General features: G+C 66.7%; 25 protein-coding genes and 1 pseudogene. 15 read left to right on the forward strand and 11 right to left on the reverse strand.

The window, feature by feature from the left end; genetic code table 11:
• Positions 1-199 precede the first annotated feature (199 nt).
• From minC to dgcA, 8 genes and pseudogenes are all read left to right on the forward strand, one after another.
• Entirely contained in the window at positions 200-967 is a 768-nt protein-coding gene (gene minC / locus ACCD06_RS07110; RefSeq protein WP_136705279.1) for a septum site-determining protein MinC, read from the forward strand.
• Between the two features lie 94 nt (positions 968-1,061).
• Positions 1,062-1,877 carry a septum site-determining protein MinD gene (minD, locus tag ACCD06_RS07115; protein WP_085088446.1) on the forward strand — a complete coding sequence of 272 codons (816 nt, stop codon included), beginning with the start codon at positions 1,062-1,064 and terminating at the stop codon, positions 1,875-1,877.
• Positions 1,874-2,122 (forward strand): annotated as a pseudogene (minE, locus tag ACCD06_RS07120) (cell division topological specificity factor MinE); the annotation flags it as partial. The gene minD and the pseudogene minE, both read left to right, overlap by 4 nt.
• A 379-nt stretch (positions 2,123-2,501) precedes the next feature.
• Positions 2,502-3,887, forward strand: a complete 1,386-nt coding sequence (locus tag ACCD06_RS07125) for a CRTAC1 family protein (RefSeq protein ID WP_413339741.1) — start codon at positions 2,502-2,504, stop codon at positions 3,885-3,887.
• A gap of 242 nt (positions 3,888-4,129) precedes the next feature.
• On the forward strand, positions 4,130-4,654 hold the full coding sequence (locus ACCD06_RS07130; protein ID WP_109156028.1) for a PAS domain-containing protein: 525 nt from the start codon (positions 4,130-4,132) through the stop codon (positions 4,652-4,654).
• Between the two features lie 28 nt (positions 4,655-4,682).
• The gene (locus ACCD06_RS07135; RefSeq protein ID WP_305764678.1) at positions 4,683-5,987 is read left to right on the forward strand and encodes a methyl-accepting chemotaxis protein; all 1,305 of its coding nucleotides are present in this window, start codon (positions 4,683-4,685) and stop codon (positions 5,985-5,987) included.
• 391 nt (positions 5,988-6,378) lie between these two features.
• Positions 6,379-7,425 (forward strand): methyl-accepting chemotaxis protein, encoded by a 1,047-nt coding sequence (locus ACCD06_RS07140; RefSeq protein WP_109156026.1) that lies wholly within the window; start codon positions 6,379-6,381, stop codon positions 7,423-7,425.
• Between the two features lie 79 nt (positions 7,426-7,504).
• Positions 7,505-8,497 carry an N-acetyl-D-Glu racemase DgcA gene (gene dgcA / locus ACCD06_RS07145; RefSeq protein WP_413339744.1) on the forward strand — a complete coding sequence of 331 codons (993 nt, stop codon included), beginning with the start codon at positions 7,505-7,507 and terminating at the stop codon, positions 8,495-8,497.
• A 159-nt stretch (positions 8,498-8,656) separates the two neighbouring features.
• Here the strand turns inward: dgcA and ACCD06_RS07150 are convergent, their stop codons facing one another.
• Positions 8,657-9,067, reverse strand: a complete 411-nt coding sequence (locus ACCD06_RS07150) for a 4a-hydroxytetrahydrobiopterin dehydratase (RefSeq protein WP_109156024.1) — start codon at positions 9,065-9,067, stop codon at positions 8,657-8,659.
• Positions 9,068-9,203: 136 nt separating this feature from the next.
• Between ACCD06_RS07150 and ACCD06_RS07155 the strand changes: the two genes are divergently transcribed.
• Positions 9,204-9,809 carry a uracil-DNA glycosylase gene (locus tag ACCD06_RS07155; protein WP_136705285.1) on the forward strand — a complete coding sequence of 202 codons (606 nt, stop codon included), beginning with the start codon at positions 9,204-9,206 and terminating at the stop codon, positions 9,807-9,809.
• Here ACCD06_RS07155 and ACCD06_RS07160 read toward each other — a convergent pair.
• Positions 9,799-10,458 carry a class I SAM-dependent methyltransferase gene (locus tag ACCD06_RS07160; RefSeq protein WP_413339747.1) on the reverse strand — a complete coding sequence of 220 codons (660 nt, stop codon included), beginning with the start codon at positions 10,456-10,458 and terminating at the stop codon, positions 9,799-9,801. The genes ACCD06_RS07155 and ACCD06_RS07160 overlap by 11 nt on opposite strands.
• A gap of 142 nt (positions 10,459-10,600) precedes the next feature.
• On the opposite strand from ACCD06_RS07160, the gene ACCD06_RS07165 reads away from it, so the two are divergent.
• Positions 10,601-11,443, forward strand: a complete 843-nt coding sequence (locus ACCD06_RS07165; protein ID WP_413339749.1) for a CHAP domain-containing protein — start codon at positions 10,601-10,603, stop codon at positions 11,441-11,443.
• A gap of 167 nt (positions 11,444-11,610) precedes the next feature.
• On the opposite strand, the gene ubiA is transcribed toward ACCD06_RS07165, so the two are convergent.
• Positions 11,611-12,558: a 4-hydroxybenzoate octaprenyltransferase gene (ubiA, locus tag ACCD06_RS07170; RefSeq protein WP_413339751.1), complete on the reverse strand. Its 948-nt coding sequence runs from the start codon at positions 12,556-12,558 to the stop codon at positions 11,611-11,613.
• Here ubiA and ACCD06_RS07175 point away from each other — a divergent pair.
• The 4 genes from ACCD06_RS07175 to ACCD06_RS07190 all read left to right on the forward strand — a co-directional run bounded on the left by ACCD06_RS07175 (position 12,557) and on the right by ACCD06_RS07190 (position 15,472).
• Entirely contained in the window at positions 12,557-12,805 is a 249-nt protein-coding gene (locus ACCD06_RS07175) for a hypothetical protein (protein ID WP_136705289.1), read from the forward strand. The genes ubiA and ACCD06_RS07175 overlap by 2 nt on opposite strands.
• Complete coding sequence (locus tag ACCD06_RS07180) at positions 12,802-13,185, forward strand: response regulator (RefSeq protein ID WP_247870947.1); 384 nt, start codon at positions 12,802-12,804, stop codon at positions 13,183-13,185. Before ACCD06_RS07175 ends, ACCD06_RS07180 begins: the two co-directional genes overlap by 4 nt.
• A 94-nt stretch (positions 13,186-13,279) precedes the next feature.
• Positions 13,280-14,059, forward strand: a complete 780-nt coding sequence (locus ACCD06_RS07185) for a 16S rRNA (uracil(1498)-N(3))-methyltransferase (protein ID WP_109156019.1) — start codon at positions 13,280-13,282, stop codon at positions 14,057-14,059.
• A gap of 48 nt (positions 14,060-14,107) precedes the next feature.
• Positions 14,108-15,472, forward strand: coding sequence for a glutamate--cysteine ligase (locus ACCD06_RS07190; protein WP_252137063.1), 1,365 nt, complete (start codon positions 14,108-14,110; stop codon positions 15,470-15,472).
• A gap of 165 nt (positions 15,473-15,637) precedes the next feature.
• Here ACCD06_RS07190 and fdxB read toward each other — a convergent pair whose 3' ends face one another.
• Genes fdxB through nifE form a run of 6 tightly spaced genes read right to left on the reverse strand, consistent with a single transcriptional unit; the run spans position 15,638 to position 19,909 of the window.
• Positions 15,638-15,931 (reverse strand): ferredoxin III, nif-specific, encoded by a 294-nt coding sequence (fdxB, locus tag ACCD06_RS07195; protein WP_109050545.1) that lies wholly within the window; start codon positions 15,929-15,931, stop codon positions 15,638-15,640.
• A 56-nt stretch (positions 15,932-15,987) separates the two neighbouring features.
• A complete protein-coding gene (locus ACCD06_RS07200) occupies positions 15,988-16,188 on the reverse strand; it encodes a CCE_0567 family metalloprotein (RefSeq protein WP_413339754.1) in 201 nt (66 codons plus the stop codon).
• Positions 16,189-16,207: 19 nt separating this feature from the next.
• Entirely contained in the window at positions 16,208-16,663 is a 456-nt protein-coding gene (locus tag ACCD06_RS07205; RefSeq protein WP_413339756.1) for a NifX-associated nitrogen fixation protein, read from the reverse strand.
• A gap of 2 nt (positions 16,664-16,665) precedes the next feature.
• Positions 16,666-17,064: a nitrogen fixation protein NifX gene (nifX, locus tag ACCD06_RS07210; protein WP_413339758.1), complete on the reverse strand. Its 399-nt coding sequence runs from the start codon at positions 17,062-17,064 to the stop codon at positions 16,666-16,668.
• A gap of 50 nt (positions 17,065-17,114) precedes the next feature.
• A complete protein-coding gene (gene nifN, locus ACCD06_RS07215; RefSeq protein WP_413339760.1) occupies positions 17,115-18,497 on the reverse strand; it encodes a nitrogenase iron-molybdenum cofactor biosynthesis protein NifN in 1,383 nt (460 codons plus the stop codon).
• 5 nt (positions 18,498-18,502) lie between these two features.
• Positions 18,503-19,909 carry a nitrogenase iron-molybdenum cofactor biosynthesis protein NifE gene (gene nifE / locus ACCD06_RS07220; protein ID WP_413339762.1) on the reverse strand — a complete coding sequence of 469 codons (1,407 nt, stop codon included), beginning with the start codon at positions 19,907-19,909 and terminating at the stop codon, positions 18,503-18,505.
• Between the two features lie 275 nt (positions 19,910-20,184).
• On the opposite strand from nifE, the gene ACCD06_RS07225 reads away from it, so the two are divergent.
• Positions 20,185-20,685 carry a hypothetical protein gene (locus ACCD06_RS07225; RefSeq protein WP_413339764.1) on the forward strand — a complete coding sequence of 167 codons (501 nt, stop codon included), beginning with the start codon at positions 20,185-20,187 and terminating at the stop codon, positions 20,683-20,685.
• Between the two features lie 30 nt (positions 20,686-20,715).
• Here the strand turns inward: ACCD06_RS07225 and ACCD06_RS07230 are convergent, their stop codons facing one another.
• Together ACCD06_RS07230 and nifK are read right to left on the reverse strand one after the other, a co-directional pair.
• Positions 20,716-22,206 (reverse strand): methyl-accepting chemotaxis protein, encoded by a 1,491-nt coding sequence (locus ACCD06_RS07230; protein ID WP_413339766.1) that lies wholly within the window; start codon positions 22,204-22,206, stop codon positions 20,716-20,718.
• Positions 22,207-22,667: 461 nt separating this feature from the next.
• On the reverse strand, positions 22,668-24,227 hold the full coding sequence (gene nifK, locus ACCD06_RS07235) for a nitrogenase molybdenum-iron protein subunit beta (RefSeq protein ID WP_413339768.1): 1,560 nt from the start codon (positions 24,225-24,227) through the stop codon (positions 22,668-22,670).
• Between the last annotated feature and the right edge of the window lie 8 nt (positions 24,228-24,235).

Below are 24,235 nucleotides of genomic sequence, written 5' to 3' on the forward strand. Positions count from 1 at the left end.
CGGCAGGCGGCGGCGCGGCTTTCGATTGTCACCCCGGCGGACGGGGAAACTCTTGAATCCGACCGGTGTGGACGGCTAGAAGGCGCTGATTGGCTGGCTCGATGCCGGGGCTGCGCAACGGCAGTTCCGGGGCGGTTCCGGGCGCATGAGTGAACCGGAAGCACGGCACGGGGCGGCAGGAACGAACGGGAAGGCTACGGTGAGCAGCGCCAGTCAGGTCGCCGAACGGGATGCGCCGTTCCAGTTGCGGGGCAACTCCTTCACCATGATGGTGCTGAAGGTTTTCGCCCCGACATCGCCGGATTTCTTCACCCAGCTGAACGTCAAGGTGCGGCAGGCACCCAACTTCTTCCGCAACGCGCCGGTCGTGCTGGATTTCGATGACCTGCCGGAGAGCATCGTCTTCGATCTTGGCGCCTTCGTGGCCCAGGTGCAGGCGCTGCAACTGCTGCCGGTCGGCTTTCAGGGCGGGCCGCAGCCGGTGCGCGAGGCGGCGATGACGGTCGGGCTGACGCCGATGCCGTCTGGCCGCGCCGCCAAGCTGGAAGAGGTGGTGAAGGCCCCCGACCCGCGGCAGCAGGATCAGCAGACCCCGATTCCGGCGCCGCAGGTGCTGATCGAGGTCGTTCATCGCCCGACCGTGGTGGTGACCGAGCCGGTGCGCTCCGGTATGCGGGTCTATGCCGAGAAGACCGACCTGATCGTCACCAGCTCCGTCTCTCCGGGGGCGGAGCTGCTGGCCGACGGAAACATCCATGTCTACGGCGCGCTGCGCGGCCGGGCGCTGGCCGGCTTCTCCGGCGACAGCAACGCCCGCATCTTCTGCCACAGCCTGGAGGCGGAGGTGCTATCGGTCGCAGGCAATTATCGCGTCAGCGAAGACATCGGCAGTGACTTTTATAAGAAAGCCGTGCAGGTTTTCCTGCGCGACGGCGTCCTCAGCATGGACCTGCTGAAGACCGCCTGAGAGTTGAAGCGACGGAATCTTGTCCGAAGGCGGCAATCTTCGGACGGTGTTTGGTATCGGTGACGGCAACTTTGGGATTATGGGAGAGGCTCCGTTGAGCAAGATCATCGTCATGACCTCCGGCAAGGGCGGTGTCGGCAAGACGACCTCGTCCGCGGCCTTTGCGACCGGGCTGGCGCTTCGCGGCTTCAAGACGGTCGTCATCGATTTCGACGTTGGCCTGCGCAACCTTGACCTGGTGATGGGTTGCGAGCGCCGGGTGGTCTTCGACTTCATCAACGTCATCAATGGCGAAGCGAAGCTGAACCAAGCGCTGATCAAGGACAAGCGGATCGAGAACCTGTACATCCTCCCGACCTCGCAGACGCGCGACAAGGACGCGCTGACCCGCGAGGGGGTGGAGAAGGTGCTGAACGAGCTGTCGAAGGAATTCGACTACATCCTGTGCGACAGCCCGGCCGGCATCGAGCGCGGCGCCCTGATGTCGCTCTATTTCGCCGACCACGCGATCATCGTCACCAACCCGGAAGTCTCGTCGGTGCGCGACAGCGACCGCATCCTGGGCGTGCTGAACTCGCGGTCCCGCCGGGCGGAGCAGGGGCTGGAGCCGGTGACGCAGCAGCTGCTGCTGACCCGCTACGACCCGGAGCGTGTCGAGCGGGGCGAGATGCTGAAGGTCGACGACGTGCTGGAGATCCTGGCGATCCCGCTGCTCGGCGTCATTCCGGAAAGCCAGGCGGTGCTGCGCGCCTCCAACGTCGGCATGCCGGTGATCCTGGACGAGGTCTCCAACGCCGGACTGGCCTATTCGGACGCGGTCGGCCGCTTCCTGGGCGAGGACATCGAGCACCGCTTCGTCACCCCCCAGAAGAAGGGCCTGTTCAGCCGGCTCCTGCGGAGGAGCGCATGAGCATTTTCAACTTCTTCCGCGCGGCCCCGCGCGCGTCGGCCGTCCAGGCCAAGGAGCGTCTGCAGATCGTCATGGCGCACGAGCGCGCCGGGCGCAGCGGACCCGACTATCTGCCGATGCTCCAGCAGGAGCTGCTGGCGGTCATCGCCAAATACGTCAACATCGACGAGAACAAGGTCGAGGTGAAGCTCGACCGCGGCGGCGACTGCTCGACGCTGGAAGTCAACATCGAACTGCCGGCCCGCGAGCAGGCCAAGGCCGCGGCGGCCGCCAAGTCGGCGGAAAAGCCGGCCGGCAACGACGATGCGGCGGCCAAGCGTGCCGCCGGCAATGCCGGCGCGAAGAAGCGGCTCTGAACGACCCCGTCGTTCGACCATTCGAAATCCTTCTGGCGAAATCCCTCCGGCGTCACCGCGCCGGGGGGATTTCGCTTTCAAGGGAAACGGCCGCCCGGCCTGGATCCGGGCTGCGGCATCGGGCATAGGCCGTCCCTGATCCTCCGTCCGGGTTTACGGCCGGGCGGGGACGGGGTATCAACAGGGATACACCGCTCGAAAGCCCAATGGCTCCAAAGGCCTGTTGAGGGCGGCGAGGGTGGACCGACCACGGGACAAGAGGGTGCATATGTTCCTCGATTGCTCGTCGCTGCTCGCCGAGAACCCGCCGCGGCCGTCGAACGGGATTGCGGTCACGGACATCGACGGCGACGGCGCCTTCGAGCTGGTCGTGGCCGGCTACCGCACCGCCAACCTTGTCCTGAAATGGGTCGATGGCCGTCTGGTCGATATCGCCACCCCGCTGATCGCCGATCCCTCCAGTCCCGCCATGGGGCTGGCTGCCGCCGACATCGACGGCGACGGGCGGGAGGAGCTTTACGTCGTCAATTGCGACCGGGTCACCGGTGCCAAGGACATGGCCGATCGGCTCTTCGCCTGTTTCGGCAAGCATTGGCTCGACCTGTTCGCCCAGGCGGAGAATGCCGGGGCGGCCAACCACACCGCCGCCGGCGCGGTGGCGGCGCTCGACCGCTGGGGCCATGGCCGCTACGGCTTTCTGGTGGCGACCGACGGCGGACCGCTGCGCCTCTATGAGCTGACCCGGCGCGGCCGGCTGGAGGATGGGGCGGAGGAGGCCGGTCTGGACTCCATCGGGGCGGCGCGCGGCGTCGTCACCCTGCCGATCGTCTCCGACCATATGGATGTGGTGACGGTCAACGACGGCGGTCCCAACCAGCTGTTCCGCAACCTGGGCGACGGCAATTTCGAGGAGATCGCCGAGGAGCGCGGCATCGCCGATTCGCGCCCGTCCGGACGCGCGGTCGCGGCGCTGGATGTCGACGGCGACGGGCTGTTCGATCTGGTGGTCGGCACCTGGGACGGGGCGCAGCGCCTGTTCCACCAGCGCATGGGCGGCGCCTTCATCGAATCGGCCGACGCCGACCTGTCGATGCCCGGCCGCATCTTCACCGTCGTCGCCGCCGATTTCGACAATGACGGCTATGAGGAGCTGTTCTTCCACGCCCACGGCGAGCCCAACCGCCTGTTCGGCTGGCGCAACGACCAGTGGCAGGAGCTGGAGTTGGGCGACGCGGCGGAGCCGAAGGGGCTGGGCACCGGCGCGGTCGCGGCCGACATCGACGGCGACGGCCGGCTGGAGCTGGTGCTGGCGCATGGCGCCGCCCATGACGGACCGGATGCCGTGGCGCAGCCGCTGTCCATCTACCGTCCGGCCGCCTCGCACAATGGCTGGCTGCGTGTGCAGCCGCTGACCCCCTACGGTGCGCCGGCCCGCGGCGCCGTCGTCAGCCTGACCGCGGGCGGGCGCCGGCAGCGCCGGATCGTCAATGCCGGGTCAGGCTATCTCTGCCAGGGCGAGCCGGTGGCGCATTTCGGGCTGGGCGCGCTGCATGAGGTGGAGCAGGTCGAGGTGCGCTGGCCCGACGGCACGGTGGTCACGGTGGACAACCCGCCGGCCGGCCGGCTGCTGACCATTCCCTATCCGCCGGAGTAGGCGGATTTCATCCGACTGGATGATGGATACCCAAATATTTCGGCACCGCAATGGGTAGGGTCTTTCCTGATAGCTTCCGTCACATTAAAGTGCTTTTCGTTACAGCTCCCGCGGTGCGGGGCATCGCGTGGCATGTCGATCCGGAAATAATCCGTTCCTGCCGCTCGATTCTCGCCGGGAAGTAGCGCAGGCAGGACCGCACGGGTCTGGGCAGGTCTGGGAAGCGGGGGACCGGAAGGCACATGGCACGACGCGACGTCCCCCTGACGGGGGTGGAACGCTTCTTCGACCCGGATGAAGTCATCGTTTCCAAGACCGATCTGAAGGGGCGCATCACCTACGCGAATCGGGTGTTCCAGCAGGTCGCCGGCTATGAGGAGGCCGACCTGATGGGCGCCCCCCATTCCATCGTCCGCCATCCCGACATGCCGCGCTGCGTCTTCAAGCTGCTGTGGGACACGCTGGCGGCGGGGAAGGAAATCTTCGCCTATGTGGTCAACCGTGCCCGCAACGGCGACCATTACTGGGTCTTCGCCCATGTCACGCCCAGCTTCGACGCCGAAGGGCGGGTGATCGGCTATCACTCCTCCCGCCGGGTGCCGGAACGGTCGGCGCTGGACAAGGTGATCCCGCTCTACCGCCAGCTTCTGGACATCGAGAACAGCCATGCCGACCGCAAGAAGGGGATGGAGGCAGGCTTCGCCGCCGTCCTCGCCCTGCTGGCGGAGAAGGGGATCGGGTATGACGAATTCGTCTTCTCCCTCTAAGTCGTCCTCTCCGAAGGCGTCCTCCCCCATGGCGTCCTCGCTGACGCGGGCCGGCGGCTTGGCGATGCTGGGCGGGGTGGCGCTGGCGGCGTTGCTGACGGTCGACCTGCTGGGGATCGGCGGCATCGCCCTGCGCGCCGGGCTGGCCGTGGCCGGGTTGGCGGCGATCGGCGGGGCGCTGCTGTTCCTGCGCCGCGCCTGTGCGGTGGTGGACCAGCTGACCCGGGTGAACCGTGCGGTCTCCGCCGGCGATTTCGAGGCGCGGGTGATCGGCATCCGCGAGGGCGGGGCGCTGGGCGAACTGATGCACGCCACCAACGACGCCATCGACCGCACCGACGCCTTCGTGCGCGAGGCGACCGCGTCCATGCATGCGGTGTCGGAGCACAAATATTTCCGCCGGATCGTCCTGCGCGGCATGCAGGGCGGCTTCCTGCACGCCAGCCGCACCATCAACGCGGCGACGGAAAGCATTTCGCAGAAGGTGGCGGGCTTCGCCGGCGTGACCCAGCGCTTCGAAGGCCAGATCCAGAGCGTGTGCAGCGAGGTGGCCGACACCGCCCACCAGCTGGAGGTCTCCGCCCGCACCATGGAGACGGACGCGACCCAGGCCACCGGCAAGGCGTCGTCGGTCGCGGCCTCCGCCGCCCAGACCGGCAGCAATGTCGGCAGCGTCGCCGCCGCGACGGAGGAACTGTCCGCCTCCATCGCCGAGATCGCGCGCCAGATCGGCGAGGTCGCCCAGGTCGCCGAAAACGCGGCGGGCGAAGCCGAGCGCTCCAACGCGCTGGTCGGCAACCTGTCCGGCGCGGCGCGGACGGTGGGCGACGTCATCACCCTCATCAACGACATCGCCAGCCAGACCAATCTTCTGGCGCTGAACGCCACCATCGAGGCGGCCCGCGCCGGCGAGGCGGGGAAGGGCTTCGCCGTCGTGGCGCAGGAGGTGAAGCGGCTGGCCGATCAGACCGCCAAGGCCACCGGCGACATCGCCGCCCAGATCGCCGGCATCCAGTCCTCGACCGAGGAGGCGGTGGGCGCCATCGTCGGCATCGGCCGCACCATCCAGTCGATCAACCAGATTGCTTCCGGCATCAGCGCCGGGATCGAGCAGCAGGGCTCCGCCGTGCGCGAGATCGTCGTCAACATGGAACAGGCCGCCGCCGGCACCCGCGCGGTGTCCGACGACATCCGCGAGGTCACCGACGCCGCCGGCCGCACCAGCGGCACCGCGCACGAGGTGTTCGCCGCGTCCGAACGCATGGCCGCCGAGGCCGACCGCCTGACCCGCGAGGTCCAGCGGTTCCTGGATGAAATGCACCGCGTGGCCTGACGGCTTTTCCGTGGTGCATTTTCCGTGGTGCAGTGACGCGCTCCGCATCAACTGCCCGGCGAATGTGCACAGCATGCGCATGGGATTTTGCAATGCGGAATTGATCTGGCGTGTTGCTGCTCAGACAGGAATTTTTATTGCGAATTTGCGGAGAATCCGTGTTACGTGTCCGCAACATGGACGCCGCGCCCATGGCAAGTTCGCAACCTGTTGAGCAACCCGTCGCCAGCATGCCTGCTGTTTCAGCAGCTTAACCGTACAACTCCCCCGAAATGCCGGATGGCTCCCTGTCATCTGCGGCCAAGCGCCGCGGAAACCGGGAGGGCGGGCCGTTCACGGGGCGCCGGTGACCGTTGGCACGGCTTTTGATTTGGAGAATGCAGGGACGGTCATGACGGGGGACAAGACGATGAGCATGGCGGGCACCGATCTTTTCGAGCTGTCGCGGGGCGTGCTGGATGTTGCGTCGAAGAAGGTGTCCTTGATCGAGGACATCACCCGGCGCACCAAGATGCTGGCCATGAACGCCTTGATCGAAGCGGCGCGGGCCGGCGATGCCGGGCGCGGCTTCGCCGTCGTCGCCAACGAGGTGTCGGAGATCTCGACCCAGGTCAACAGCATCACCAAGGAGCTGCGGTCGGAGATCGTCGCCCGCGTCGACCATTTGACCACCACCGGCAGCGCCATGGTGCAGGAGATGCACGGCAAGCGGCTGGCCGACCTGTCGCTCAACATGATCGAGATCATCGACCGCAACCTGTATGAGCGGTCCTGCGACGTGCGCTGGTGGGCAACCGACAGCGCGGTGGTCGATTGCGCCGCCGACCCGACGGAGGAGGCGCGCCGCCATGCCTCGCGCCGGCTGGGCGTGATCCTGGAATCCTACACCGTCTATCTCGACCTGTGGATCGCCGACCGCAACGGCACCGTCATCGCCAATGGCCGGCCGGACCGCTATCCCGGCGCGCGCGGCGCCAATGTGTCGGACGAGCCGTGGTTCCGGCAGGCGCTGGCCACCCGCAATGGCGGCGAGTTCACCGTCGGCGACGTCGCCCGCAACCGCAGCCTGGATGACCGCGTCGTCGCCACATATGCCACCGCGATCCGGCGCGACGGCGAGGCGGACGGCGACGCCATCGGCGTGCTCGGCATCTTCTTCGACTGGGAGCCCCAGGCCGCCGCGGTGGTCGAGGGCGTGCGGCTGGAAGCCGGGGAACGGGAAAAGTCGCGCTGCCTGCTGCTCGACGCCCGCCACCGGGTGATCGCCTCGTCCGACGGCCGCGGCCTTCTGACCGAGACGGTGCCGCTGCGCCGCAGTGCCACCACCATGGGCCACTACATCGACGACAAGAACCGGCTGGTCGGCTACGCCCTGACCCCCGGTTACGAGACCTACAAGGGGCTCGGTTGGTACGGAGTCATCATTCAGGACCGGTGATCCCGCCGACTTGACTGTCGCCTTCGGGAACGGGGCCGGGATACACTCCCGGCCCTGTTCCGTTTCGGGGTTCGCGATCATGTCCGCCCAGCAGCTCACCGTCCGTCGGGAGACCTTTCCCATCCGCGGCGCCTTCCGTATCTCGCGCGGGGCCAAGACCGAAGCCGCGGTGGTGGTGGCCGAGGTGACCGACGGTCCCCACCGCGGCCGTGGCGAATGCGTGCCCTATGCCCGCTATGGCGAGAGCGTCGACGGGGTCGTCGCCGCGCTGGAGGCGATGGCCGACGCGGTGGCCGGCGGCCTCGACCGCGACTCGCTGGCCCGGCAGATGCCGCCGGGCGCCGCCCGCAATGCGCTGGACTGCGCGCTCTGGGACCTGGAGGCCAAGCGCAGCGGCGTGCCGGCCTGGAAGCTTGCCGGGCTGGCCGAGCCGCCGGGGCCGCTGGTCACCTGCTACACGCTGAGCGTCGACGAACCCGACGCGATGGCCGCCGCCGCCCGCGACCGGGCGCCGCGCCATCCACTGCTGAAGATGAAGCTGACAGGGGAGGGCGACCTCGACCGCGTGCGCGCCGTCCGCGCCGCCGCGCCGTCCGCCCGGCTGGTGGTCGATGCCAACGAGAGCTGGACGCTGGACCAGCTCCACCAGTTCGCCCCGGTTCTCGCCGGGCTGGGCGTGGAGATGATCGAACAGCCGCTGCCCGCCGGCCAGGACGAGGCGTTGCGCGGAGTCGACTGCCCGGTGCCGCTCGGCGCCGACGAGTCCTGCCATGGGCTGGAGTCGCTCGACCGTCTGCGCGGGCTCTATCGGGTGGTGAACGTCAAGCTCGACAAGACCGGCGGCCTGACCGAGGCGCTGGCGATGACCCGCGCCGCCCACGCCATGGGCTTCGAGGTGATGGTCGGCTGCATGGTGGCGACCTCGCTCGCCATGGCGCCGGCGATGCTGGTGGGGCAGGGCGCGCGCTACGTCGACCTGGACGGCCCGCTGCTGCTGGCCCGCGACCGCGAGCCGGGGCTGGTCTATGACGGCGCGGTGGTCCAGCCGCCGGTCGCGGAACTGTGGGGGTAGGGCGCGGGGAGGTGTCGGCTGACGATGCCCCCACCCTGACCCTCCCCCGCTGGGCGGGGGAGGGGATTGGACCTTTGTCGGCGTTCAGCGGCAGTCCCTCCCCCGCCCAGCGGGGGAGGATAGGTGGGGGTCGAACTTCACCAATCCAGAAACATTCCCTCACGCCCCCTGCACATAAGGCGGCGGCGGAGTCCCCACCGATGCCGGCACATAGGGCGCATCGGCCAGCCCATTGACCTTCGCCGCCATCACGAAGTCGTTCTCGTGCAGCCCCCTGATCTTATGGGTCCAGAAGGCGACCGAGCAGTGGCCCCAGCCGTAGCGGATCTCCGCGTGATGGCCTTCCGCTTCGCAGAGGTTGCCGACCTGAACGGCGAAGGCCTGGGCTTGGGCGAAGTCGGGGAACTTGAAATCGCGTTCGATGCGGTCCGGGTTCTCCTTCAGGTCCCATCCCGGCACCTGCACCAGATAGGAGGCGGCCATCGCCCGGTCCATCGGCGGTATTCCGCCGCGGCAGGGCTCGCAGGTCTTGCCCGCCAGTTCCTGCGTCGTCGGTGCTTGCGGTGTCATCCCGATCTCTCCCTTGTTGGTAGGCTGGACGGTCTGGGCTAGAACCTCACCGCCTACAAGCTTGGGGTCGGGCCGATGCTTCGGCAAGCCCGGTTCCTCGACTGCACCCATTGCCGGGAATTTGGGAAGCGATCCGATGACAGAGCTGCGCACCGACATGCCCTTCGCCGACTACCAGTACCCGACCAAACCGGTGGACGGGCCGCGGCTCGCCATCGTCGGCGAGGCGCCGGGGGCTGAGGAGGCGCGGCAAGGCACCCCCTTCGTCGGCCGCAGCGGCAAGCTGCTGGACGAATCGCTGGCCGCCGTCGGCATCGAGCGGGCGGAATGCCTCGTCGCCAACGTCTTCCGTTACCAGCCGCCCGGCAACAAGGTCGGGCATTTCTTCTCCTCGCGCGCCCGCGCCCGCAAGGAGGGGCGGGAGATCGACGAGAGCTGGGGCGCCTTCGGCACGTCGGACCGGCTGCTGGCCGAGTTCGCCGGCGAGATCGAACATCTGCGCGCCACCCTGGCCGACTACCGCCCGTCGGTGATCGTCGCGCTGGGCCGCACCCCGACCTGGGCGCTGACCGGGGAGAACGGCATCCTGCAGCTGCGCGGCAAAGTGCTGCCCTGCCGCCTGCTGGACGGGGTGGAGGTGGTGCCGACCTTCCACCCCAGCTATCTGCTGCGCGGCCAGCTGGTGGAACAGCCGACCTTTCTGGCCGACCTGCGGCTGGCCGTCTCGCGACTCACTCGGTAGGAAGCAACCGCCAGATCGTCGTTTCCCGCGCCTCGCGGTCTTCCAACTCCAGCGAGGTCGGGACGGTGTAGGTCGCCACCTTCTCGATGCCGCCGGCGGGGGCATAGGCGCGGCCGGGGTCGCCCAGCAGCACCAGCGTGCCGGTGGCGGCGACCTCGCGCAGCCATGCCGTCACGCGCTCCGCCATCGGCCGCTCGTAGCAGACGTCGCCGGCCAGAACCACGTCGATGCCCGGCAGGGGGCGGCCGACCAGATCGGCGCTGACCGGCTTGATCTGCACCCCGTTGGCCTCGGCGTTCAGCGCGATGGCGGCTAGCGAGAAGCGGTCGATGTCGCAGGACTGCACCCGCGCCGCCCCGGCCTTCATCGCGGCGATGCCGACCAACCCGGTGCCTGCGGCAAAATCGAGCACGGACTTGCCGGCCACCAGCTCCGGCCGGTCAAGCAACAGCCGCGCCACAGCTTGTCCGCCCGGCCAAGCGAAAGCCCAGTATGGCGGTGGCAAATTCGTGGCGGCCAAGGTCTCCTCGGTCGCCTGCCAGAGTGGCGTGACCTCGGTGGCAAGATGAAGCTGGATTTCCGGCAACAGCGGGGTGGTCGTCAGCGCCGTGTTGTCGCGGACGAAATCTGGCGGGGATGCATTGTTCATACGAGGATTCCCAAGGGACTCCGCTGTTGGGGGGAGGGCGGTCGATGGCTTTTGAATGTTACATAATTCAAACGGTGTAGACACAGCTGCGAACCCGTGTTACCCGTTCTGCCAAGGGGAAAACAGAGGGATTGGGGGAGTCATGCGGCAGAGGGGAACCGCCATCGGCCTTTCGTTTGCGGCTTTGATCGCGCTCAGCCCCCTTACCGTGTCGACGGCTGCCGCACAAGACGGCGATTGCGTGCGCACGGTCCGCTCCATCTCCGATTTCACCATTCGCGGCGACGCCTGGACCTGGTGGGACCATGCCGCCGGCCAGTATGACCGCGAACACCGCCCCGCCGTCGGCTCCGTCCTCGTCTTCAAGCGCACCGGCCACATGCGCCGCGGCCACGTCTCGCTGGTCAGCGCGGTGATCGACCGTCGCACCATTGAGGTCGACCACAGCTGGCTGGATGGTGACGGACTGCGCCGCGGCATGCGGGTGGTCGATGTGTCCCGGAACAACGACTGGTCCTCCGTCCGCGTCTGGCACGAGCCGACCGACCAGCTCGGCCTGCGCGTCTATGCCGCTTACGGCTTCATCATGCCGGAAGGCGAAGAGGCGCCGCGCAGCGGCCGGATGCTGGATGCCGGCGACCGCGGCATGGACCAGGGCTTCGCCAGCAGCCCGCGTGGCCGCAGCAAGGCCACCGGCCCGCGCATGCTGGAAGCGTCGCTGCACCCGCAGAAGGGTCTCAGCGTCTCGGTTCCCGGCCGCAAGCCGCAGAGCCTGCCGACCACGGCCGTCGCCTCGCACACGCCGCAGAAGCCGCAGCGCATGGACGTCGCCGTGCTGCCGTCGCGCAAGCCGGCCAGCGCGCATGCCGCCCCGGTCACGGTCGCCGAGGTCTCCTCGCCCGGCAGCCGCCGCACCGTCGCTCCCGGCCGCAAGCCCGGTTCCGGCAACTCCGTCGCCCAACTGGCCGAGACCAGCGGACGCTGATCGGAACGGATTTCAGGTTTTCAGGAAGGGCGGGGCTTTGCTCCGCCCTTTTTGTTTGTGCGGGAGCTGGGCAGGGGAGGGGACAAGTGCTTGTTCGAGAGAGCGGCGGCAGTCCCTCCCCCGCCCAGCGGGGGAGGTTAGGTGGGGGCAATCACACAGGAACCGCCCTAAATCTTCCCCGCCAGGATCGCCGCCAGCACCAGCCAGCCGAACCAGCGGTTTGACTTGAACTTGTCCAGGCAGTCGCCCTGGTCATCCGGCCGCCATGTCGCGACCTGCCAGGCCAGTTGCAGGGCGGCCAGCGACAGCACCGGCAGGAACAGTCCGCCCAGCCCGGCCAGACGGCCGGCGATGCCGATGCCGACATAGGTCAGAGTGTAGAAGCCGTAGATCCAGATCTTGCTCTGGTCGCCCAGGCGCAGCGCGGTGGACTTCACGCCGATGCGGGCGTCGTCCTCCTTGTCCTGATGGGCGTAGATGGTGTCATAGCCCAGCGTCCAGGCGATGCCCGTCACATAGAGCGCCACCGCCGGCCAGCCGACATCGTTCTGCACCGCCGCCCAGCCCATCAGGGCGCCCCAGTTGAAGGTCAGCCCGAGAAAGGCCTGCGGCCACCATGTGATCCGCTTCATCAGCGGATAGGTGAAGACCAGCAGCAGCGACAGCACGCCCAGACCGATGGCGGTCGTTCCCAACTGCACCAGAATCAGCAGCGACACCAGAAGCTGGGCCACCAGGAAGGCCAGCGCCTGACGCACCGACACCTGCCCTGACGGGATCGGGCGGGAGCGGGTGCGCTCCACCATCGCGTCGAACTTGCGGTCCAGGATGTCGTTGACGGTGCAGCCGGCGCCGCGCATCAGCACCGCGCCGATCCCGAACAGCGCCATCAGCCAGAGCAGCGACGGCCAGTCCCGGAAGGGCTGCGGCATGGCCAGCGCCACGCTCCACCAGCAAGGGAACAGCAGCAGCCATGTCCCGATCGGGCGGTCGAGACGCGCTAGCGTGACATAAGGGCGCAACCGGGCGGGAATCCGGCGGGTGACCCAGCCGTCCCTGCGAATGTCGGTGAAACCGGAGTCGGGAAGAGTTGGGCCGGTGGAAGCAGTGGGCATGACGGCGGTGTTTCCGCTGTGCTATGGAGATGTCGGAACAGCAATCATGGCGAAGGTATCGGGCTGCCGTCCGTGCGGCAAGTGCGGCGCACCGCTTGCGACCGGACTGAAGTCCGGAAAGGATGCGGCGAAACAGCCGGGTTCAAGCTATGAAAAATTGCAGTTCCAGGACTTGCGCGCGCCAAAATCGTGCCAATACTGTTTCTTTATCAGAACCTCAGCGGCTTGCAATCTGAAATGGACATGAGCACGAAACCGGACCGTTTCGCCGTCGTCATCGATGACGAGTCGATCATCTTGGCCGGGATGGAGATCATGCTGGACACCTGGGGCTATCAGGTGCTTGCCGCGGAGGATGTCGAAACCGTCCTGGCGAAGCTGCCCGGCTGTCCGGCGCCGGACGTGATCCTGTCCGATTACCGGCTGCGCGACGGCTGGTCCGGCATCACCGCCGTGCGGGCGGTGCGCGAGGCCTGCGGCGCCACCGTGCCCGCCATCATCCTGACCGGCGACACCGGGGCCGAACTGATGGCTGCGGCCAAGGCGGATCAGATCCGCATCCTGCACAAGCCTGTCCAGCCCAACGACCTGCGCCGCCAGATCGACGCCCTGATAGCCGCAGCCTGAGCGGCCTCGCGTACCCGCATGTCTGGCTTCTGACCTGCTGACTTGCACGCCCGCGGCCGGCTATAGTCGGCGCCGCCCCGCGGAGACGAAAACCATGGCCGACCCGATCAAGACCCGCCTGTTTGTCGACAGCCCGCTGGCCGAAGGCCAGTCGGTCGGGCTGGACCATGAGCGCGCCCATTTTCTGCGCCATGTCCTGCGGCTGGACCGCGGCGACTCCGTCGCGGTGTTCAACGGCCGCGACGGCGAATGGCGGGCGGTGATCGACGGCTTCGGCAAGGGCTGGTGCTCGCTGACCGTGGCGGAGCAGCGGCGGCAGCAGGATACGACCCCTGACCTCTGGCTTCTCTTCGCCCCGCTGAAGAAGGGCCGCATCGATTTCGTCGCCGAGAAGGCGACCGAGATGGGAGTTTCCCGGCTTTGGCCGGTCTTCACCCGCCGCACCGATCCCAACCGCGTCAACAGCGACCGGCTGCGCGCCAACGCGGTCGAGGCGGCCGAACAGTGCGAGCGCCTGAGCGTGCCGGAGATGGGGGAGGCTCTGCCGCTGGACCGCGCGCTGGCCGGCTGGCCGGCCGACCGCCGGCTTTACCTGTGTGCCGAGGCCGGTTCCGCCCGCCCCATCGCCGAGGTTCTGCGCGACGCCCCTGCGGGACCTGCAGCCCTGCTGATCGGGCCGGAGGGCGGTTTCGACCAGTCGGAACTTGACGAACTCGTCAAACTTCCCTTTGTTGTACCGGTGGGATTGGGTCCGCGCATCCTGCGGGCCGACACGGCGGTGGTGGCGGCGCTGGCTTGCTGGCAGTCCTTGGCCGGGGACTGGACTGCCGGGGGAAGCGACCGGCGTCCGCCTTTCCGCGCGCCGATCCCGTAACCGGCCGTCACCCGGCCGATCCTCCGTCCACTTCCCGCGAGAGACTTCATGTCCGCACCCCCGACCACGCGCGGCGAACCCATCACCGACCGCCGCCAGCTTGCGGCCTATCTCGAATCCGGCTGCAAGCCGGCGCCCGACTGGCGCATCGGAACCGAGCACGAGAAATTCGCCTACCGCACCTCCGACCTGCGGCCTCTGCCCTATGACGGGCCGGACGGCATCCGCGAGCTGCTGACCCGCATGACCCGCTTCGGCTGGCAGCCGGTGGAGGAGAAGGGCAACATCATCGCGTTGGTCCAGGACATGGCCAACATCACGCTGGAGCCCGGCGGGCAGGTCGAGCTGTCCGGCGCCCCGCTGGAGACCCTGCACCAGACCTGTGCCGAGGTGCACCGCCACCTGCGCCAGGTGAAGGAGGTCGGGGCCGAACTGGGCATCGCCATGATGGGGCTGGGCTTCCAGCCGAAATGGACGCGCGACGACATCCCCTGGATGCCCAAGGGCCGTTACAAGATCATGCGCGACTACATGCCGAAGGTCGGCTCGCTCGGCCTCGACATGATGACGCGGACCTGTACCGTGCAGGTCAATCTGGACTTCGCGTCCGAAGCCGACATGGTGAAGAAGTTCCGCGTGTCGCTGGCCTTGCAGCCGATCGCGACCGCGCTGTTCGCCATGTCTCCCTTCACGGAAGGCAAGCCGAACGGCTTCCAGAGCTTCCGCAGCCACATCTGGACCGACACCGATCCGGACCGCACCGGCGACATCCCCTTCGTGTTCGAGGACGGCTTCGGCTTCGAACGCTATGTCGACTATCTGCTCGACACGCCGATGTACTTCGTCTACCGCGACGGCACCTACATCGACGCGGCCGGCCAGTCCTTCCGCGATTTCCTCGATGGCAAGCTGCCGGCGCTGCCGGGTGAGCTGCCGCTGATCACCGACTGGGCCGACCACACCACCACCGCCTTCCCGGAAGCGCGTCTGAAGAAGTATCTGGAGATGCGCGGCGCCGATGGCGGCCCGTGGCGCAGCCTGTGCGCCCTGCCGGCCTTGTGGGTCGGGCTGCTCTACGATCAGGTGGCGCTGGATGCGGCGTGGGATCTGGTGAAGGACTGGACGACCGCCGAACGCGCGCACCTGCGGGCCGAAGTGCCACGCTCGGGCCTGCGCACGACGTTCCGCAATGGGACGGTGCGCGACGTGGCGCTGGAGATGCTGGCGATCGCCCGCGACGGTCTGGCCCGCCGCGCCCGCAACGACAATTGGGGCGACGACGAGACCCACTTCCTCGACACGCTGCAGGTCATCGCCGAGACCGGCCGCAGCCCGGCCGACGAACTTCTGGAGAAGTTCAACGGCCCCTGGGGCGGCAGCGTCGATCCGGTGTTCAAGGAGTACGCGTACTGAGGCTTAGGTCGGGTGGGGAGGTTAGACCCCCACCTAACCTCCCCCGCTGGGCGGGGGAGGGACTGCCGCCGCGTTTCTGAACAAGCACTTATCTCCTCCCCCGCCCAGCGGGGGAGGATTAAGGTGGGGGCAATAAGCAGGCGCTTCAACGAACCGGCAAGCACCCTATGCCGCCACCGGCGCATGGGTGATGCAGCTCTTCGAGCACACCTTGGAGCAGCTCTCGCAGCCGATGCAGTTGGCCGCTTCCTTGACCGTCATGATCTTCTTCTCGGCCTCGTCGTCGAAGGCGTCGACGATGTCGCCGTCCTCGGTCAGGCCGATCATGTCGAGCACGCCGCGCCCGCACACCTTGAAGCAGCGGCCACAGCCGATGCACTGCTTCCGGTCGATGGATTGGACGAATTTCGGGGTCCAGCTCTGACCACCGCGGGTGGTGCCGGTCAGGAATTCAGCCATGGGAATGCTCCTCTCGGGAAAGGGTGCGCCTAAGCTCTTCTTGAAAAATGGAGGGGTTATGCCGTCTCCAGTGCCTTCAGCGCCGCCCGCTTCTCCGTCAGGGTCTTGAAGGCGTCATAGGTTTCCTGCGCCACCGACAGGATGCTCTGCCAGTTCTGCGGAAGCTCTTCCGACAGATCGTGCAAATCCATCTTCTTCTGGGTGGCTCGCGCGTTCAGCTTCTTGATCTCGTCCTTCAGCGCGTCGATGTCGCTCATGGTCATGCTCCCGGCAGGGTCAGAGATTCGCGACCTCGGGGTACTCCCGGATCAGCGCCACGGCGTTCTCGACGAGCTTGGCGCCGTCGGCGGCCAGCTTCTCCAGGCTGGGGAAGCCGAAGCGATGGACGTCGCGCAGAGTCTTCGACACCACCACCAGCCGGCCGGTGATCAGGATCATGCGGCCGAAGCCCTCGTGGCTCATCTTCATCATCGGCGAGGCCATCATGCCAGTCTGCTTTTCGACCGTGACGCCGACCGCCTTGTAGAACAGCTCCAGCCGCCACAGCGTGTCCGGGTCGGGATCGCCGATGATCGGGATGGCGGCGCGGGCCTCCTTGTCCAGAATGAAGGGGGCGAGCAGAGCCTCATCCGGCTTGCCTTCCCAGGCGCCATAGCTGTCCTCGGCACGGAACAGCAGGACCAGCGTCTTCACGAACTGGTCGGCGACGGATATCTCGGCCACATCAGCCATGGTCAGGCCTCCTCCTCGTCGAAATGGAATTGCGGCGTCTCGCCCATCGCCTTGCGCAGCCAGGGCGGCGGATTGCCGTTCAGCGTCTGGACCAGCTTGTCGAGCAGGGCCGGGATGGATTCGGTTGCCTCGACCTTCACCGGATGAATCTTCTTCGCCACCACGCGGGCGGCGGCCGAGGCGCCGATGGCCGACAGGTAGAGGATGGCGACGTCGGCCAGCGCCTCCAGCTTGGGCACCAGCTTGTCCTCGTTGCCGTCCTCGAACATCGAGCCGCCGAACTGGAAGGTCTCCAGAAAGGCATGGCCCTGGCGGTCGACCTGATAGACGGCGATGTTCTTGGCCCAACCGAAATGCGCATCGACGTGCTGCATGTCCTGGGTGCAGAAAGCGACCTTCATCGATCCTCCTCGTGTCGGATGGTGTGTCGGGCGTGGGTCCTGCACCACGCTCAGCCGGCGTTGCATCCGCATGATCCGCCTCCGCAGCCGTGGGTTTCCCCGTGGGATTCCCCGCGGTCATGGCTCTCGTGGTCCATCTCGCGGGCGAGGAACAGGTTGCCGATGTTGCACAGCAGCTCGCGCGTGCCGCGGTAGCCGACCTGGACGCGCAGTCCCGCGCCCAACCGGTCGAACATCGGCAGGCCCATGCGGTGCAGCGGCACGCCGATCCGCGCGGCACCCTGCCGCCCGTGCGAATTGGAGACGATCAGGTCGGCGTCGCGGGCCAGCGTCTCCACGTCGGAATGGTCGCCGACCATGATGGTGGCGGCCTTCAGCCGCTCCAGAACCGGGCTTTGCGTCGGCGACACCGCGGCGACCACCTCCGCCCCCATGTCGCCGAGGAAGCCGGTGACGGCGTAGAGCAGGTCGGGTTCCAGCGCCACGGCGATGCGCTTGCGGCTGTAGAAGAAATGCCCGTCCAGCATGGCGTCGACCAGGGCTTCACGCTGGCGCCGCAGCCGGGCCGGCGCCGGCTTGCCCGACAGCTCCATCAGCAGACGGACCAGCTTGTCCGTCGCCTCCAGGCCGGTCAGGCGGCTGAAGAAATGGCTCGGCACGTCGGTCTTCAACTCAAGCGCGTTGCCGGCCACCCGCATATGCTCGCCGACCACGATGGTGGCGGCCGAGGCGCCCATGGCGCGGATCTGCTCCACCGTCACGCCGCCCAGCGAGGTGGCGGTGAAGTCGGTCGGCTGGCGGCCGGACATCGACAGCGACAGGTCGGGCAGGAAGATCGGCGACAGGCCGAAGCCCTCGATGATGTCGCGCAGCTCCTCGACATCGCCGGGCGACAGGTGGCTGCCGGCCAGCACATTGACCTGGGTCGGGATGCACACCGGCGAGGGTTCGACCAGCCGCTCCACGACGGCGGTGACGGCGGCGGCGAAGCCGTCCTCGAAGCCGCCGGCGAAGTCGGGGGTGTTGGCGAAGACCAAGGCGGTGTCGGCCATGTCGGGGTTGCGCTGGCGGAACAGCGTGTACTGTCCGCCCATGTCCTCGCCCTTGGTCTCGGTGACGCCGGTGGTGGCGACGCCGATCATGGCGGGCTTGTTGCGCTCGACGATGGTGCGGATCGCCTGTTCCAGATTCTCGTAACCGCCGAGGATGGTGGAGACCTGATCCATCGCCGTGGTCTGCAGCGGGATCGCCTCGCGGAAGTGGCGGACCAGCAGGACCAGCCCGAAGGCGGTGCAGCCCTGCGATCCGTGGAACAGCGGCAGGCAGCGGTCGACCCCGAGATAGGCCAGCGCCGCGCCCAGCGGCTGGCTCATCTTCAACGGGTTGGTCGAGGCGGCCTTGGCGGCGGAGGGGAAGCGCTGGATGTGCGACATCGGCCTCACTCCGCTGCCAGAAGGGTGGAGGACGGGCCGGATTCCCACGGCGCCGGCTGGCGGACCTGATGCCAGATCGGATTCGACAGCGTCTTGTCGATCTCCTCGCAGAGATTGACGATGCCGTCATAGCCGGCATAGGCGTGGTGGCGCTCCTGGTTGATATCGAGCCAGGGTACCTTGGCCTTCAGCGAGATGAACTGCGACCGGCCGCCGGACATCATGATGTCGGCTTGGTTGTCGGCCAGCATCCTGTAGATGTCGCGCGGCTTCAGGTCGTCCCACTGGTGGAACTCCTCGCCCTTCATCTTCCTGATGCGCTCCTTGTCCTCCTTGGTCGATTTCTTGGTGGAGGTGCCGAGGATGGTGAGCCCGGCGCCTTCCAGCGCGCTGACCATCGACCAGCTCTTGACCCCGCCGGTGAACAGCAGGACCCGCTTGCCCTCGAACCGCGGCTTGTAGGGTTCCAGCCGGCGCCAGACGCGGCTCTCTTCCCGCGCGATCACGCCCTCCGCCCGGTCGATCAGCCCCTTGTCGGCGCCGCGCTCCACCAGCATGCGGGCCATGGTGCGCAGGGTGTCCGACATGTCGGAGACGCCGTAGAAGGAGCCCTCGAAATAGGGGATGCCGTAGCGTTCCTGCATCTTGCGGCCGACATTCACCAGCGCTTGGCTGCACACCATCATGGTGACGCGGGCGCGGTGGGCCTGCGCCACCTCGTTGTAGCGGCCATCGCCGGAGATGCAGGACAAGAGGCGGATGCCGATCTCGTCCAGCAGCGGCTTGACCAGCCACAGCTCGCCGGCCAGGTTGTATTCGCCGATGATGCAGACGTCGGTCGGGGTGGTGACCTCCGGCTCCACCGTGCCGATGACATGCTCCAGGAGGGCCTCGCCGGCCAGCTTGTTGCCGAGATTCTTCGACCCGACGAAGCCCGGCGCTTCCACCGGGATCACCGGCTTGCCCAGCTTCTGCGTCGCGAATTTGCAGACCGCGGCGATGTCGTCGCCGGTCATCGCCGGCACGCAGGTTTGATAGACGAAGACGGCCGGCGGGTCGTATTGCTGAACAATCTCCTTGATGGCGCGGTAGAGCTTCTTCTCGCCGCCGCCGATGACGTCCAGTTCCGACAGGTCGGTGGTGAAGCCGGTGCGGTAGAGCTGCGGGCCAGAGGATTGCGAGCCGCGGTTGTCCCAGCTGTTGCCCAGGCAGGCGATGGGGCCATGGACCAGATGGGCGGCGTCGGCGATCGGCTGCAGCACGATCATCGCGCCGTCATAGGCGCAGCCGCCGGCCGCGGCCCCGGGCTTCAGCGACTTGGTGCAGCCCTTCTTCTTCTCCTTGGCCGACTTGGCCTGGTTGGTCGCGCAGCCCGGTTCGTTGAAGACGTCCTGGATCTTGTCCTGGAGCATGCCCGCTCTCCCATCCTGGCGCCGGAAATGGCTCTGCGGCTAGTGATGCAGGGGGCGTGCCAGCGGGTAAGCTACTGATAAAGAAGGATTGTCATCTTTCCCGTCGCTGTCCGATAGCTGACAATCTCCCCTGGCCGCCCGCGGCTTGTCGGGTGTCGCACAGCACTGGGCGGGAGGCACGCGCAGGGAAGGGGTGGGGACTGCCGTATCAGGACGGTTCGCGGGAATGGAAGGTCATGATGGTATGGTTAGGGCGGCGCGGCGGCCGAGAGGTAATGAGCGGACTGCTGCTGGCGCTGGCGGCAATGCCGACCATGGCCGCGCAGAATGACGCGATGATCCGGCTGGCGACGGAGCCGGGTCATGAGATCGGCATCGCCTGCCGTTTCCTTGACCCCGACCAGCGCCCCGTTCCACCGGAGGCCGAGACACTGTGTGCAGCCGCCGCCGATCTCGTCGCGGGCAAGACCGCCGGTCATGGCAAGGCGGTGGTGCGTCTCGGCCTGCGTGCCGTGCCGGCTGACGACGGGGAGCCGGAGGAGAAGCCGCCGGCGGTCGACGGCCCGATCCTGTTGCTGGTCCTGGAAGGTCGTCAGGATTGGAGCGGCACGGCCCATCCCCGCCTGCTTCTGCGCGCCCGTCCGGTCCGTGACGGCATGGCCGCTCCGTCGGTCGGCCTGCCGCCGGTCTCGGTCGAACTGGGTGGAGAGAACTGGCGGGCGGCTGCCGACCTTGCGCTGGAGCGGGTGGTCGGCTTTGCCATTCGGGGCAGTTGAGGCGGGTTGGCCGAAGTCCGCCGGTCCCGGTCAGCGGGCGAGCACCTGTGCCGCTTCCTTGGTCGAGGCGATGGCGGTTCCGACCTGCGCGAAGGCGGTGGAGATCGCGGTGATGTTCCGGTCCACCACCGCCACCGAGGTCGATGCTCCCTGCATGTTGGCGGAGATGCTGGCGGTGACGGTGGTCTGTTCCTCGACCGCGCCGGCGGACATGACGACGAATTCGCGCAGATTGGTCATCGCCGTGCGAATTGCCGACAGGGAAGACACGACATCGCCGGAAACGGACCGCATTCCCTCGATTTCGCGGGAAATCTGGGCGGTCGCGTTTGCCGACTGGTTGGCCAGGTTCTTGACCTCGTTGGCAACCACGGCGAAGCCCCTGCCGGCCTCACCCGCGCGCGCCGCCTCGATGGTCGCGTTCAGGGCCAGCATGTTGATCTGTCCGGCGATGGAGCGGATCAGTTCGACGATGCCACCCATCGCCTTCGCCACTTCCGTCAAGCGGGTCGCAGCGCGGTCGGCGTTGTCGGCCTCGCTCACGGCGGCATCCGCAGCCTGCTGCGACCGCGACATGCTGTCGGCGATCTCACGGGCGGCGGCGGCCAGTTCCTCCGCCCCGGCCGCAATGGTCTGCACCGTCCCTCGCGTCTCCGACGATGCGGCCGCGGCGGTGTCGGCCTGTTGGTGGGCGACGCTCATCGCCTGTTCGATCTCGGTGAAATTGGTGTCGATCAGGGATTTCAGGCGCTCCAGCAAACTGATCTGGTCGGTGATGTCGGTCGCGAACTTCACGACCTTGCACAGGCGGCCGGCACCGTCGAAAACCGGGTTGTAGGATGCCTGGATCCAGACGACGCGACCGCCCTTGCCGATGCGCCGGTATTGGGCGGCTTCGAACTGCCCCTTGTTCAGCCTGGACCAGAAATCGCGATAGGCGGAACTCTCGCGCTCCTGCGCATCGACGAACATGCTGTGATGGCGTCCGCGAATCTCGTCCAGACTGTAGCCGAGCACCTTGAGAAAATTCTCGTTGGCGGTGATGACGGTGCCGTCGGGATTGAATTCGATCACGGCCTGCGAGCGCGAAATCGCATCGATCTTGCCGCGCATGTCGGCGTTGATGGCCTGTCTTTCCGTGACGTCGGTGGCGACCTTGACGATTTTGCAAGGACGGCTGGACCCATCGAGTACCGGATTGTAGGTCGCCTCGATCCAGACCTCCCGACCGTTTTTGCCAATGCGCCGGTACAAAGCCCGCTGGAACTCGCCGCGCTTCAGCCGATCCCAGAACTCCCGATAGGCCGGACTGCCATGTTCGGCCGGATCGATGAACATCCGGTGATGCTGTCCGACGATCTCCGGCAAGGAATAGCCCATCACTGCAAGGAAATTGGCGTTGGCGGTCAGGATCGTTCCGTCCAGCGAGAATTCGATCACCGCCTGCGAACGGTCCAGGGCGGACAGAATCGCTTGGCTGTCGGATGCCTTTCCATTCATCGGCCGAATAAAGCCAAACATCTCTGCCTTCCCCTTCCTGTGCCTGCGCATTTGTTCCGCATGCATCATGAAAGCCCGAGTGAGGCGATCGGTCAATAAGTGTTGGCACTAAAGTCCCATGAATTCCTTGGATAAATTCTAAACATAAGAGCGAACTAATGATAGAAATCGTTGATTTTTCTTTCTGTGTTTAAGAAGTGCGTGAATGTTGTCGTTTTCGGTTTCTCGCGAGTAAATTTGCGACGTCAAAGTAAGCAATAAAATGTATGGGTTGGAGAAACGAAATGTCGAATTTTGCCCGGCATTTTGGTTTCCCGCCAGCTCCGGCCGTTGGCCTGCCTTCAATGCAAAGAAACCCGGAGGGCGCCGTCGCCGACGCTCTCCGGGCTGGGGAGGTTGCCGCCGGGCCGGGGGGATGGAGGCCCCGGCGCGACGGTTGGGCTGAACCGATGCCTATGAAGTGAAGCCTGGGTTGCCGCCGATCAGCGGATCAGGTCGAACGAGTAGTCGGTCTGGCCGACGATGTTGGTGTTGGCATCGATGTCCTCGAAGATCCGGTCCAGGATCCGCACCAGCACGTTCAGCGCACCCTGGTAACCCCAGGTCGGATAGCGGTGGTGGTGGTGGCGGTCGAAGATCGGGTAGGTCAGGCGGATCAGCGGAACCTTGGTGTCGCGCTCCAGATACTTGCCGTAGCTGTTGCCGATGATGTAGTCCACCTTGTCGGTGAAGATCAGCGAGCGCAGGTGCCACAGGTCCTTGCCGCCATAGGCCGCACCCGACTTGCCGAAGGGCGAGCCGTCCAGCACCTTCTGGACCTGCTTCTCCCACTTCTTGGAGCCGGAGGTCGACAGGATGTGCACCGGCTCCGCACCCAGTTCCAGCAGGAACTTGGTCATGCCCAGGCAGAAGTCCGGGTCGCCATAGACCGCGAAGCGCTTGCCGTGCAGGTGGGTGTGGCTGTCGGCGATGGCGTCGACCAGACGGCCGCGCTCCAGCTTCAGGCTGGCCGGCACCGGCTTGCCCGACAGTTCCGCCAGCTTCAGAAGCAGTTCGTCGGTGGCGGTGACGCCCATCGGGTAGTTGAACTTGGCGACCTCCTGGCCCTTCTCCTTGCAGAACTGCAGGGTCTGGGTCGTGTTGTACTCCTGCATGGAGATGGTGGCCTTGGCGTGCAGGGCCTCCTTGGTTTCCTCGATGGTGGTGCCGCCGTCATACATGCGGTACTCGCCATCCATCGGCGTGTCGAAATTGTCGGACACGTCGGACAGGATCTGCAGCTTCAGGCCGAACTCGCCGGCGATGCGCTTCAGTTCGCGGTTGTTGCCGACGGCGAAGCCGTCGAAGCCCGGGATCAGGTTGATCTGCTCGGTCTTGGGCGTGTCGAAATTCTCCGACGTGCCCCAGAAGTTGGACAGGATCCCCTTGATCATGTTGTCGTAGCCGACGATGTGGCTGCCGACGAAGGCCGGGGTGTGGGCGAACGGCACCGGAAAGTCCGCCGGGACGCTTTCCTTGTTCTTCGCGTTGGCGATAAAGCCCTGAAGGTCGTCGCCGATGACCTCGGCCATGCAGGTGGTCATCACCGCGATCATCTTCGGCTTGTAGAGCGCGTAGGCGTTCGCCAGACCGTCGATCATGTTGTTCAGGCCGCCGAACACCGCCGCGTCCTCCGTCATCGACGAGGAGACCGCGCTGTTCGGCTCCTTGAAGTGGCGGGTCAGGTGGGTGCGGTAATAGGCGACGCAGCCCTGGGAGCCATGGACGAAGGGCAGGGTGCCCTCGAAGCCCTGGGCGGCGAACATCGCACCGATCGGCTGGCAAGCCTTGGTCGGGTTGATGACGACCGCTTCACGGGCGAAGTTCTTCGCCTTGTATTCCTCGGACTTGGTCCATTCGGAAACGCGGGCGACTTCCTCGTCCGAATGGCCGTACTCGAACTCGGTCTTCTTCTTCTCGAACATCGCCGCATATTCGGGCTGCCGGAAGAGGGTGTAGTGGTCGAGGACCTTGTCGGCGCTCTGCGAAAGCTTGTCGGTCATTCTCAAAT

Origin of the sequence: Azospirillum sp. CT11-132, assembly GCF_047302835.1 — a bacterium.
Taxonomy (GTDB): Bacteria; Pseudomonadota; Alphaproteobacteria; order Azospirillales; family Azospirillaceae; genus Azospirillum.

Bases quoted from the DNA above. Each gene is read 5' to 3' on its own strand.
- ubiA (WP_413339751.1), bottom strand. From the start codon at position 12,558: ATGCCCACTGCTTCCACCGGCCCAACTCTTCCCGACTCCGGTTTCACC.
- nifX (WP_413339758.1), bottom strand. From the start codon at position 17,064: ATGAAGGTCGCTTTCTGCACCCAGGACATGCAGCACGTCGATGCGCAT.
- ACCD06_RS07175 (WP_136705289.1), top strand. From the start codon at position 12,557: ATGACGGCGGTGTTTCCGCTGTGCTATGGAGATGTCGGAACAGCAATC.
- ACCD06_RS07160 (WP_413339747.1), bottom strand. From the start codon at position 10,458: ATGAACAATGCATCCCCGCCAGATTTCGTCCGCGACAACACGGCGCTG.
- ACCD06_RS07225 (WP_413339764.1), top strand. From the start codon at position 20,185: ATGAGCGGACTGCTGCTGGCGCTGGCGGCAATGCCGACCATGGCCGCG.
- ACCD06_RS07200 (WP_413339754.1), bottom strand. From the start codon at position 16,188: ATGAGCGACATCGACGCGCTGAAGGACGAGATCAAGAAGCTGAACGCG.
- ACCD06_RS07155 (WP_136705285.1), top strand. From the start codon at position 9,204: ATGACAGAGCTGCGCACCGACATGCCCTTCGCCGACTACCAGTACCCG.
- ACCD06_RS07180 (WP_247870947.1), top strand. From the start codon at position 12,802: ATGAGCACGAAACCGGACCGTTTCGCCGTCGTCATCGATGACGAGTCG.
- ACCD06_RS07135 (WP_305764678.1), top strand. From the start codon at position 4,683: ATGGCGTCCTCGCTGACGCGGGCCGGCGGCTTGGCGATGCTGGGCGGG.
- ACCD06_RS07150 (WP_109156024.1), bottom strand. From the start codon at position 9,067: ATGACACCGCAAGCACCGACGACGCAGGAACTGGCGGGCAAGACCTGC.
- ACCD06_RS07140 (WP_109156026.1), top strand. From the start codon at position 6,379: ATGACGGGGGACAAGACGATGAGCATGGCGGGCACCGATCTTTTCGAG.
- nifE (WP_413339762.1), bottom strand. From the start codon at position 19,909: ATGCTCCAGGACAAGATCCAGGACGTCTTCAACGAACCGGGCTGCGCG.
- nifN (WP_413339760.1), bottom strand. From the start codon at position 18,497: ATGTCGCACATCCAGCGCTTCCCCTCCGCCGCCAAGGCCGCCTCGACC.
- ACCD06_RS07130 (WP_109156028.1), top strand. From the start codon at position 4,130: ATGGCACGACGCGACGTCCCCCTGACGGGGGTGGAACGCTTCTTCGAC.
- ACCD06_RS07205 (WP_413339756.1), bottom strand. From the start codon at position 16,663: ATGGCTGATGTGGCCGAGATATCCGTCGCCGACCAGTTCGTGAAGACG.
- fdxB (WP_109050545.1), bottom strand. From the start codon at position 15,931: ATGGCTGAATTCCTGACCGGCACCACCCGCGGTGGTCAGAGCTGGACC.
- ACCD06_RS07165 (WP_413339749.1), top strand. From the start codon at position 10,601: ATGCGGCAGAGGGGAACCGCCATCGGCCTTTCGTTTGCGGCTTTGATC.
- ACCD06_RS07190 (WP_252137063.1), top strand. From the start codon at position 14,108: ATGTCCGCACCCCCGACCACGCGCGGCGAACCCATCACCGACCGCCGC.
- nifK (WP_413339768.1), bottom strand. From the start codon at position 24,227: ATGACCGACAAGCTTTCGCAGAGCGCCGACAAGGTCCTCGACCACTAC.
- ACCD06_RS07230 (WP_413339766.1), bottom strand. From the start codon at position 22,206: ATGTTTGGCTTTATTCGGCCGATGAATGGAAAGGCATCCGACAGCCAA.
- dgcA (WP_413339744.1), top strand. From the start codon at position 7,505: ATGTCCGCCCAGCAGCTCACCGTCCGTCGGGAGACCTTTCCCATCCGC.
- ACCD06_RS07185 (WP_109156019.1), top strand. From the start codon at position 13,280: ATGGCCGACCCGATCAAGACCCGCCTGTTTGTCGACAGCCCGCTGGCC.
- ACCD06_RS07125 (WP_413339741.1), top strand. From the start codon at position 2,502: ATGTTCCTCGATTGCTCGTCGCTGCTCGCCGAGAACCCGCCGCGGCCG.